Source organism: Acinetobacter sp. ACNIH3, assembly GCF_002918965.1.
In the GTDB taxonomy this organism is placed as follows: Bacteria; Pseudomonadota; Gammaproteobacteria; order Pseudomonadales; family Moraxellaceae; genus Acinetobacter; species Acinetobacter schindleri.
In genome coordinates, this window is sequence record NZ_PQLP01000008.1 from 13,438 (window position 1) to 25,187 (window position 11,750).

General features: G+C 40.7%; 8 protein-coding genes and 1 pseudogene. 2 read left to right on the forward strand and 7 right to left on the reverse strand.

The genetic code is table 11. From position 1 onward, the window contains the following. Positions 1-1,016: 1,016 nt before the first annotated feature. The gene (gene sdhC / locus C3420_RS05645) at positions 1,017-1,391 is read right to left on the reverse strand and encodes a succinate dehydrogenase, cytochrome b556 subunit (RefSeq protein ID WP_005005993.1); all 375 of its coding nucleotides are present in this window, start codon (positions 1,389-1,391) and stop codon (positions 1,017-1,019) included. A gap of 70 nt (positions 1,392-1,461) precedes the next feature. On the opposite strand from sdhC, the pseudogene C3420_RS05650 reads away from it, so the two are divergent. Next, a pseudogene (locus tag C3420_RS05650) lies at positions 1,462-1,626 on the forward strand (IS4 family transposase); the annotation flags it as partial. On the opposite strand, the gene C3420_RS05655 reads toward C3420_RS05650, so the two are convergent. The 5 genes from C3420_RS05655 to C3420_RS05675 form a co-directional block, all read right to left on the reverse strand. Further along, positions 1,588-1,953, reverse strand: a complete 366-nt coding sequence (locus tag C3420_RS05655) for a hypothetical protein (protein WP_103799862.1) — start codon at positions 1,951-1,953, stop codon at positions 1,588-1,590. The pseudogene C3420_RS05650 and the gene C3420_RS05655 overlap by 39 nt on opposite strands. A 28-nt stretch (positions 1,954-1,981) precedes the next feature. Next, a complete protein-coding gene (locus C3420_RS05660) occupies positions 1,982-5,245 on the reverse strand; it encodes a type I restriction endonuclease subunit R (protein ID WP_103799863.1) in 3,264 nt (1,087 codons plus the stop codon). A gap of 52 nt (positions 5,246-5,297) precedes the next feature. Continuing rightward, positions 5,298-6,212, reverse strand: coding sequence for an Abi family protein (locus C3420_RS05665; protein ID WP_103799864.1), 915 nt, complete (start codon positions 6,210-6,212; stop codon positions 5,298-5,300). A 187-nt stretch (positions 6,213-6,399) separates the two neighbouring features. Beyond that, positions 6,400-7,773 (reverse strand): restriction endonuclease subunit S, encoded by a 1,374-nt coding sequence (locus tag C3420_RS05670; protein ID WP_103799918.1) that lies wholly within the window; start codon positions 7,771-7,773, stop codon positions 6,400-6,402. A gap of 11 nt (positions 7,774-7,784) precedes the next feature. Further along, positions 7,785-10,103, reverse strand: a complete 2,319-nt coding sequence (locus C3420_RS05675; RefSeq protein ID WP_103799865.1) for a type I restriction-modification system subunit M — start codon at positions 10,101-10,103, stop codon at positions 7,785-7,787. 116 nt (positions 10,104-10,219) lie between these two features. Here C3420_RS05675 and C3420_RS05680 point away from each other — a divergent pair, with 116 nt between their 5' ends. After that, positions 10,220-11,284, forward strand: coding sequence for a competence protein CoiA (locus tag C3420_RS05680; RefSeq protein ID WP_103799866.1), 1,065 nt, complete (start codon positions 10,220-10,222; stop codon positions 11,282-11,284). 26 nt (positions 11,285-11,310) lie between these two features. Here the strand turns inward: C3420_RS05680 and C3420_RS05685 are convergent, their stop codons facing one another. Next, positions 11,311-11,730: a hypothetical protein gene (locus C3420_RS05685; protein WP_144583712.1), complete on the reverse strand. Its 420-nt coding sequence runs from the start codon at positions 11,728-11,730 to the stop codon at positions 11,311-11,313. Between the last annotated feature and the right edge of the window lie 20 nt (positions 11,731-11,750).

The window sequence follows — 11,750 nt, forward strand, 5'->3', positions numbered from 1 at the left end:
CGTCGCAACAGTCTGTTCGCCAGGGAGTTGGACGGGACTGACATTGTCAGCTTCAACCTCTTCCGCGTTACATCAGATAGGACATTGTTGAAGCCGTGCGAAATGTCCGCCGAAAAGGTCGTAGCGTTCGTGCTGGAGTTCCGACCGGACACCTGACGGGCAGAAGAAGATCCCGGCCAACCGGCGCGCCTGCGACGGCCGGCTATCTAAGGCTGCGCAAGCCTATAGCCGCAGCTCATTGCACTTCGTCTGGCGAGGAATTCAACATCGATACGTCGCCATCCGCGGGGATATCGGTACAGGCGCCCGTGTAAGCCAGATTGAGAAATCCTAAGCGATGACTAACACCAATGACGCCACCCTTCCGACACATTCTATTCTTGAGGAATGCACAGCGATGGCTGTCGTCAACGCTCTGAAGATTATTCTGAAGAACAGCTACGCGATCTACCTTAAGACAAAAAATGCCACTCGGGCGCATCCCGCCCCTACTTCAGGGACTTTCACTTGCTTCTCGCTCTGTCACTCACAGCATCGGCACGCCCATGACGCATGGTATCCAGGCCTCATAATTTTCCCATATAACCTTCTTGTCTTTTGCGCACCCAGAAAGACTCGAGGCTTTAACTGGACAGATGAGCCCTCGAGGGTAGTGTTCACCTGATTGGCTTTCTCATATCTGATGTTGATTCGCACAGTGTGCCAACCAGGTGATAGTTTCAAAAAACCTGCGCTTCAGAGCGAATTAGACGATCTTCGATAAGAGCGATCCGCCTCAAAATCCAAAACATCTAACATTGTCCTAGAGCCATATTTGTACCTAGTACTATGGCGCTCCCATTAACACATTTGATGATGCACAGAAAACTTAGCTCATGATAGCTTTCAGCTAACAGCTATTCGGAAGCCCGAAAGGATTCAACCGTTTAAGCGTGAACCGTCGATTATAAATACTTTCGTAAGTTAGCTTTAAAGGACGCTTTTAGTCCTTGTAAATACGCATTACGACTCCACAGCTACCAAATCCATACGGCGCCAGCAACCATTAAAACACCCGACACTACTAAAACAATAGTAGAGGCGCGATTGCTGCCTTTCAAAGTATGACCAACACCCACATCCATAACTAGGTGTCGAATTCCGGCTACGAGATGATAAATAAATGAAGAGTATACCAACCAGAAACTAACTTTGCCGAAAGGTGAAGAAAAAATCTCCTTGACTTCATTAAAACCCTTTTCTGACTCCAACGATTTGCTCAGCATATACAGTATCAGTCCCAGAAAAATAAAGAGCATAATTCCTGAAATCCGGTGCAGAATCGATGTAAGCGCCGTGAGAGGAAGCTGAATGGTTCGAATATCAAGATTAACCGGCCGCTTTTTATTCATTTTGACTCCAGTCAACAATTCTAGTGGGGGATTTCAGTTTTCGATCTCATTCATCATAGCAGCTGTAACAAAAATAAAGAAGCATGGACGACTCTCAATGAGTTTATTTCGCTATGGTTTAGACTATGTTCAAATGGCGATTCAGCGTTTAATTGGTTTTGGGAAAAAAGAAGAGTTTAAGGAAATTTTGGCAATTTTAAGAAGGCAGAAGCCTGATAGGATAAGGGTTCTGTGAAATTTGTCGTGTACAGAGCTCTTTTTTATATAGACTACCTTCCAGCGATAGAATTTCTATTTTTCTGACCAAATCAAACCAGACGCTATTATCTGAGTTTTGATAACAATCACTAATAATTTTTACTAGTGCGAGTGGACCATCACTTCTGATGAGTACAACATCACCTACTCTTATCTCCTTTTGAAATTTTTGAGGTTGACCTCCGTCATTAGGCCATTGATCTCCTAAACCAATAACCCCTTTTTCTTTAAGGATTTTTTTTACTTCATTACGGTTAACAGCTTCTCTATCACCAGGGTGAAGCTGCATATGCCAAAAGTTCATTATATTTTCCAATATTCAATATTTATTCTTAAACCGATTTATTCTGCTGACTCACAAACACATCATAAACAATATGTGCAAACTGCCTCATCTTGGCAGGATCGCTGAGTAACTGATTGGTTTGCTCTGTATTGGCTTCATGGCTATCTAGTACGGCATCATAAAGCGCCGTATCAAACTCACCCAGCATCGCTTGTTCACGTGTGTTGTTACGAATCTGTTTTTCAATACGTGTATTCTCAGACATCTTATCTACTACGGTATGCACATAGTTGATCATGTCCTTATCGGTCAGGTTATCCGTCACAAACAAGTCATTCACACGATTCAAAATGACAGACAAGAAATCCTCTTTCTTCTCTTTTGCCTTCGCCGTCCCAATATCATTGCCCGGCTCAATCTTGTGCTCTGTGCTATTAGCTTGTAGCTGAATATCCTGCTGACGCAGCTTCGATAGACGGTAATGGGTCATAGTCACATTACTTAAATCAACCTCATCATCTTGCATGGCTTGCTCACGCAGTAATGGTCTTAAATTACGTGCGAACAAACTCAGCTTTTCAAGGTCCTTGTCATCAAAGGCAACGATCTGAGAAATAAACTCATAGAAACGTGTAAAACTGCCCAAATCCTTTTTAAAGATTTCTAAGACTTCACGTTCTTTCTTGGCTTCAGCAAACTCTTTTTCTGCATTGGCAATCAATACAGGCTCATTGGTACGCTGAGTAATCTCTAGACGCTGTTTAGTGACCTCATAGTCCACTACGGCGCTGTTATAACGAAGTTGCCAACGTTGCATGGCAGGCTTACAGATATTCGCCACGGCGGCAGGTGATTTATTCTTGGCATAGAAAGCCTCAACAAACTGCTCGACTTCACTTGTGGTAAATATCCCTGCCAATTTCAGCTTTTCAGATAAGTCATACACTTGATCTGGGTTGGATACATCCGCCAGTTCAGCCGTTTGATAATACGGTTGGAAAGCATCTAAGATATCTTGTGGCTCGTTAAAGAAATCTAAAACAAACGTGCCTGACTCCGCCTTAGCAGGATAAGTACGGTTTAAGCGTGATAGCGTTTGTACGCACTCTACACCACCAAGCTTTTTATCCACGTACATGGCACACAATTTCGGTTGGTCAAAGCCCGTCTGATACTTATTCGCCACAATCATTACTTGGTAATCATCACTGTCAAAGGCTTTACGCATTTCACGCCCTTTGAGGTTTGGATTCATATTGCTTTCAGTGAACTTCTGACCAATCAAATGGCTGCTATCGGTGTCATTCTCGTTAAACTCAACTTCACCCGAAAATGCCACCATTGCTTGGATATTGGTGTACTTCTGTTCTGCCACGTATTTATCAAAGGCTTGCTTATAACGCACCGCTTCTTTACGTGAACTAGTGACGACCATAGCCTTAGCTTGACCACCGAGTAAGCCCATGACATTGGCTTTAAAGTGCTCAATGATAATGCGTACCTTTTGCGAGATATTATGATCGTGCAAGCGTACCCATTGATTCAGCTTGATTTTGGCTTTCTTGGCATCGACAGTATCGTCTTTTTCTTCGATCTTCTGTTTGAGCTTATAAATCACTTTATAGTTGGTGTAGTTTTTCAGTACATCCAAAATAAAGCCTTCTTCAATCGCCTGACGCATCGAATAAACATGATAGGCTTCAGGCTTATTGGTCTTGGATGCTGGCATGCTTGGATCAGGTAAACGACCAAACAATTGCAAGGTTTTATCTTTCGGCGTTGCTGTAAAGGCATAGAAGCTTAAATTTTCACTGCCCTTACGTGATGCCATCACCGCATCTAGAATATCCTCAGAAGAGAGTTCTTCATCGTCCTGACGCTCTTCAAACATCAAGGTTTCTTTCAATTGACGTGCGGTAGAACCACTTTGCGATGAATGCGCTTCATCAGCAATCACAGCATATTTACGCTGTTTCAGATTCGCGCTGTTTTCAATCGCACGCAGTACAAATGGGAAAGTCTGAATGGTGACAATAATAATCGGCTGCGCCATTTCCAAGGCTTTTGCCAATTTCTCTGATTTTGAGCCTTCACCTTCTTTATTGTTAATCCGACCAACCACACCATCAGCATGTTCAAACTGGTAAATCGTATCTTGAAGCTGTGCATCTAAGATGGTGCGATCCGTCACCACAATCACCGAATCAAACATCTTTTTATTGTTGTGATCGTATAAGGTCGAAAGCTGATGCGCCGTCCATGCAATCGAGTTGGATTTACCCGAACCTGCACTATGTTGAATCAGGTATTTTTGTCCTGTGCCTTCCTCTACGGCGGCATCAATCAGTTTGGTGACCACATCCCACTGATGATAACGAGGGAAGATTAAAGCTTCTTTCTTAAATTTCTTGCCTTCCCAATCTTCTTTTTCATCAATTTGTAGATGGATAAAGTTGCCAATGATATTAAGTAAATGGTCAGGGCTTAAAACTTCATTCCACAGATATTGAGTGGCGTATTGATTGACATCATCAGGTACATCATTGCCTGCACCTTGTTCCTTTGTGCCTTTGTTAAATGGTAGGAAGTAAGTACTGTCACCCTGCAAATGCGTGGTCATATAGACTTCAAACTGACTCACGGCAAAATGTACCAATGCACCACGCTTAAAGGTCAGCAAGGGTTCAGGTTTATTGGTTTCAGGGTCTTTGGCTAATCGAGTTTTACGGTATTGGCTCATTGCCTGTTGTACCGCTTGCTTAAACTCTGACTTAAGCTCCATAGTGACCACAGGAAAGCCATTAATAAACAGCACTAAGTCAATCCGCCATTTTTTGGCTTGTTTGCCTGTGCTCTCGAGTTCTTGTTTATTGGCATATGGGCTATAGACCAATTCAGGCACTAAGCGGAAAATGTTCTTTTTGTAGTTGTCATTCAGTTCAGGGTTTAAACCATGTTCGGGTTTAAATTGGCAAAATGAAAAACGTGTACCACGGGTACGCAGTCCATGACGGAGTACACCTAATGTCCCAAAACGGCGTGAGTCGGCATCGGTGGCATTGATGTCGGCTTTTTTGAGTTGAGCTAAGACAGCATCTAAAAAATGTCGTTCGGTGTCATTGGGGAAAATACCCTTAAACTTGTTCCACTGCGCCTCTTGGGTACTTTGCACAAACTGTAAGAGGTCGGCTTCATATAAGGCATGTTCACGGTGATAGTCTTTGCCTGAACCGAGTTTCCAACCCTGCGTCTGCATTTGGGCAATGATGTCTTGTTGGAAGATGGTTTCTAACGTTACATCCGTTCTCATATTTTCCCTATTCCCCTAAACCTTAAATTCTCTTAATCTTTAAACTATCTATTTAATCTATTTGCCAAATTGGATAGCTTTGCCAATCGGTAGGAAAGCCCATCCATGTTTTTGAAATATTTGGATGCGTCTTCAGTAGCTCAATCAATCGTTTACGCCATGTATGCTGTGGCGCGATCTTATCCATAAAGTGCAATAAAAACAACAAGCTATTATAGATTTTACGGTCTGCTGAAATGATTGGATCAAAGTTGCATTGCTGTGCTAAGCCAAAAGGCTTATTACGCGGTTTAGCAATGGTTTTGGTAAACTTACGATTCCACAAACGTGAATGATGCGCACAGGTATTTCTTAAATAGACAAAGTGCTGTAACAGTCCTTCAAACTGTTTTTCGTCACACTCGAAATGCTGTGAAATTTCGGCACGGGTTTTCTTCGGTGCAAGTAATTGATACCACTTGGACAGTTGTCCAAAGCTCATCACTTCACAGGTTGCCCAAATTGGCGGTAATTCTGGTTCATTATAGGTACGTTTATAGTGTTCAATAAACACTTCATCGGCACGATTGATCTCAGTTGTTAATGACTCGAATAAGCGTTGCCATTGATATGGCGGTTTAAAGTATTGTCCATCTAAATAGGCATGACAGCCATGACGATGCGCCAATTCATAAGCAAAGCGTGTCCGTACCGCAACTTCTAGGCGTTCTATGGCATCTAATATCAGTAGGCGTAATTCACGGTCAAAGATATACAGTTCTAAGACTTGTTCAAACTGGGTATTGGGTTTAAAGCAATGTGGTGAATGGCTTTCTTCAAAAGGTAGCCAATATGCACCTAAGCGATAATAATTAATTTGTTGTAAGTAAAATTGTGCCTGTTGTTCATCCTGAAACTGCATACCACGGGCTTTGAGCAGTTCAATTTGTTCGGCAAAGGTTTTGGCAGGTTTATTAAATGTTTTCATGCTATGCCCCTGCTTTTATATTTTAAGGGCTTTAGAAACAAGTAACCCGACAGTTTGAGGAGCAATTTCGTGCCTAGCCTTGTCGGGTGTTGTTGAGCGTATAGTGCGATATATTGCGCCGTATTGCAATGACTTTTTGTAGCCATGATCGTTACAATGGGTTGCAGGCACTTTACGCTCAGATCCGTCATACTGCTAAATCCTGTTGTGGATTTTGCCAATTCCGAACGTCAATCTTACCTGTCACCGCAGATGAAATTAGAGCTGTACGGCGTTCTTGCATCAATTGAATAGCTGATTCAGATTTGTTCATTAATAACTCACTTTTTATTAAATACTGATTTAAGTATTCGGTAATCGTGAATTGTTCTTTCAAAGGTGGTAAACAGAATTCAAAATTATTTAAAAACTCAGATGGAACTCGTTTTAAACCACCTGCACCAGTCATTGAACCTACACCCAACTCCATAAATTGATCTTCTTGTAAACGGTAATATAAAAATTGAGAATCAACTTTACTATTTGATCTCAATACATATATTTCAGAAGATCCAAAACCTATGCCATTTTTCAAACCACTAGCAATGACCATATTTTTATTTTCAAAACATGGGGTCACCTTAGCTAAAAGTAAATCGCCATCTCTAAAATATGTATAACCACCTATCACTTCAGAAATAGGCTTCTCTTCATCTTTAATCAAACTATCAAGTTTCAATTTTTCCATTGGAACAAAAGTACAAAGCCTATTATCAGTATTCAACAATTCACTTTTTTTAGGCGTCAGTTCTGCGACATATTTAATTTTAGTAGTTTCCCAATGCTCAGGTACTTGCCCTAACCATTCCACACCTGAATCTTTCATCGCAACATCAGGATTTAAACCTTTGGTCACCGCATGACTAATCACTGCTTGGCGTTTTTCTTTTAACAGTTCAATCAGCTTTTTTTGCTTTTCAATCAAGCTATCAATTTTTGCAGTTTCATGGTCGAGGAAATTAGCGATTTGGATTTGTTCACTTTTTGATGGCAACCAAATATCTGATGCTCTTAAAATTGCCTGAGTGATACTAAAAACTTTAACGCCTTTTACTGCTAATTGAATTTGTGATCTAAACTCTTTCGAATCGAATAAATAGGCATAGAAACGGCTTGAAGTAGGATCTTTAGGCTTAGCAATAATTGTATGGTAGCCCGCAAAAACCTGCTCATTATTTACAAGATGAGTAAAGTTTCCTGAACCTTTTAAATCTTCAGAAGTATCTGCAAATACAAAATCACCTTTGTTTAACAGTGCATTATCTGAAGTTTTAAGATAGCTTACATTGACGCATTTTAAGTCATGTTTTAGGGGATCAACTTCAAAACCAAATTTAGAATGGACTTCCCCATAACTTACACATGGAATGCCTTCATCTTCTAAATTTTCTTTAGTAATGGTTAAACCTTTATTGAAGTCAAATAAATATCTTAATTTATTTAAATGCCAATTCGCTGGAATACTTCCCAACCAATCTATACCTGAATCTTTATATTCAGCATATTTCTGATACTTTGCCATTGCATTCACCATTACGAATGCACCTCTTGAAGCAACGCCATAATCTCACTGCTCACCGCATCTAAATCCGCATCAATCTGGGCTAAATCTCGTGGCGGTTCATACACATAAAAATGACGGTTAAACGGAATTTCATAACCCACAATACCGATTTCGGCATCTTGCGTATCACGCTTATCGGCATTGATCCACGCATCCGCGACATGCGGTTGTACTTCACGCTTAAAGTAAGACTCAATTAAATCAGTCGTGCTAACATTTGGATTTAAAGCAATATTTTCCGCATCACGCAAATCACCATCTTGCACAAACTCAACCACTTTGCCGCCATACTCAAACTGACCATATAAAGGATTGGCTTTCGTCTTTAAGACTTTATTGATGACAGGTTCAGCATCAGCATTTTTCCAAGTAATGGCATCTAAGAACTGCTTTTTCTCTTTGGTTTCTAGCTTCACAGACGCATCTTTTAAGGCTGTTTTCAGCACATCATCAAAGGCATTAAAGTCGTCAAACTGCGCCGTGCCAATCTTGGCTTGTAAGGCTTGGGCTTTGGTGAGTAAAGCACGTTGTTCTAACCACAATTTTGGCTCTAACAGCGTTTTAATGTCTTTTTCTTTGAGTTCGCTAAATTCGGCTTTAATCAGCGCACGGATTTCCGTTTCATATTCGGTTAATTCGCCGTAGCTGTCAGCTGTCCATGTGTCTGCATATTGGCTATACAAAGTCTGCATCACCGCATTAAATGGCTTAGGCGCAAAACATAGGCTTTCGATGCGTTCATCGGTCAGTTGTGCTGATAAACGCAACGGACGCTCAATGGTCACACGGCGGTAGCCAAATTCATAACTGTTAAAAATCTTACTGGCAAAGGTTTTGCTCGTTTCTGTTTTTGGACTTGCTGATTGACGACCACGGTTCGATTTTACATCAAGAGGTTTATCCAGTTCACGTGCGTCCATCACTTCAAACGCACCAAAACTTTGGGTAATCATTTTAATGTCGTCTTCGCTCATTTCGTTACGCTTCGAGCCAAGCGATTTACGCATTTTGCTATACAGGTTACTGCCATCAATCAGTTGAACCTTGCCTTTACGCTCGGCATCTTTTTTATTGGTCAATAGCCATACATAAGTGGCAATGCCCGTGTTATAGAACATATCGGTTGGTAGAGCGACAATCGCCTCTAACAAATCTGCCTCTAAGATATAACGACGGATTTCACTTTCACCACTGCCTGCACTGCCTGTAAAGAGTGGTGAACCATTGAGAATAATCCCGATACGACTACCTTGACCATTATCGCCTTGATCACGCATTTTGCTAATGAGGTGCATGAGGAACAATAACGAACCATCCGATACACGTGGTAAACCTGCACCAAAACGACCATCAAAGCCTTTTTGCTCATACTCAGATTTAATGACGTCTTCAATCTTTTTCCAATCCACACCAAATGGCGGATTGGATAGCATGTAGTCAAATTTATCTGTGCTCAGTTGGTCATTCGACAGTGTATTACCCAGCTTAATGTTCTGTACGTCCTGACCTTTAATCAGCATGTCGGCTTTACAGATGGCGTATGACTCTGGGTTTAACTCTTGACCAAAGACACGGATCACCGCATCAGGATTATGCTCACGGACATATTCTGTACCCGACGATAAAAAGCCACCCGTACCCGCCGTTGGATCGTACACCGTACGGATAATGCCTTCTTGGTTTAATAGGTCATCATCTTCACCAAAGACCAAGCCCGTAGTTAAACGCACGATATCACGTGGGGTAAAGTGTTCGCCTGCGGTTTCATTCGAGCTTTCTGCAAATCGGCGGATTAACTCTTCAAAGACCAAACCCATTTCATGATTCGATACAGCTTTATAACTGAGGTCAGTCGTTCCAAATTTTTGCACGACTTTATAAAGCAGGTTGGCATCGTCGAGTAAGCCAATGAACTCATCAAACTTAAAGTGCTCAAAAATCTCACGGGCATCTTTAGAGAAGCTTTGGATATAACTGCTGAGGTTGGCACGAATATCTTTTTGCCCAAGGCTTGCTAAATCAAGTTCAGAAGTATTAAAAAACTTCTGTTCTGATGCTGCCTTAAGAATCATCTTTTCTTTGGCTTCTTCAGGCAGTGGCATTGTTTTTACTTTTTCATAAGCTGCCAACACATCAGCTTTATTTGGGGCTAATACACACTCTAAACGGCGTAATAGCGTAAATGGCAGGATCACACGACCGTATTGAGATTGTTTGAAATCACCACGTAGCAAATCGGCTACTGTCCAAATAAAGGCTGCTACTTGTGAAAAATTATTGTTTGTCATGCGCAAAAATACCGCTCGCCCTAAGGCTTTAAAAATTTGAAATCTATACGGTTGATTGTGCCTGATTTACAACGTAATTTGCTAGCGATAGACTGTACAAAAGAATATTAATTCGTATGCCTATGGGTTTTTTAAGTATTATTGAAAATAAAGAAATTTACAGTTTTATACTGAATGATGAGCAATGGGACAGACTCAAAAATAAACATAAAACTTTAAATATACATATGCCCTGCTGTAAGACTCCTGCCATACCCAAAAAGAGCAAACTCGGTACACAGTATTTTGCCCATCACCCCTCTAGTACGTGTAGTGTTCATACTGGCGAAAGCCGTGAGCATCAGTTCTGTAAATATCTCATCTTAAAATACTTGCATGAAAATGGATGGACTGTAACACCTGAATATCGTGGGCAAACTCCCTCGGGTGAAACATGGATTGCAGACATTTATGCCGAAAAAAATAAGGCAAAAATTGCCATTGAGATTCAGTGGTCACCTCAAAGCATTGAAGAACCCAAGCGCCGTCAAGAAAAGTATATTGCTTCGGGTATTCGTACCGTCTGGTTTATGCGTACAACGCCAAAGAATAAATGGAATGTTTTAGATTATCAGAGCTATGAACTGCCTGTATTTTGTATTTGGCTCAATCGAGAGCATCATCAACTCATCACAAGTGGCGCATTTTACAATTGGGATGAATCTGATTTAGTTGAAATTGAGTTTATAAATTTTTTTAAAGCTCTGATGTCTGGCAATGTGCAATACTCATTAAAACCCAATGCCGCTCGATCACTTCAATTTGCAATGAATACAATCCAATGTTGGAAGTGTAAAAAACCCACCAATACCATTATGGAAGTGAATTACTTTATACCGCACGCAAACGGATTTACCAAAATATACCGTCTAGATATTGAAGATCTTTCACACGAACATATCGAGATTATTAATCACCCCAACCTCATCACGTCCTATCAATATGGGCTGATAAAAAAACGTTTTAGTAAGACACGAGGTGAAGCCTATCTATCTAACGGATGTGTTCATTGTGATGCTTTACAGGGCGCATTTTTTGCGCATCATGAGTATGACTCTCAAAATATGAAATACAGTCATTTTATCGACGTTAAAATTGATCCTGACAGCAAAATTGATGGGCTTTGGTTTTACCTGGAATAATGTGTTATCTCCAAAACTCTACACTGTTAATCTAGAGTGCTACTCGACATTTTAAGTAAGATTTCAAGTGCAGGTAATTTATCTGTAGTCCCTGTCATGCCAGGTGAAGTATTCAAATACTGTTTAAGCGGTTCTAATAATTTTTTATCAGCTAAATCTTCAATGTTTATAGGAAGGTTAGGCAACATTAAACTTCTCTTAGCTATAATTCTTTTCTTCATCCCCTTAAATTGTAGAGGGATCACCGTATCCATTGTTTCAACTATAAAACAATCTACCAATCTATATAGTTTTGGAGACTTATTTCCCACTCCCTCAATGACCCACACAATATCCCCAGCATGAGGGTTACCATTTGCATTTGTATATAAAACCGACTCTGGTAGTGCTCGATAACTCATTTTTGTCTTATTAACGTTATGGTATCCAATCCAATGTTTTGTCATATACAGCATCTCATCCAAAA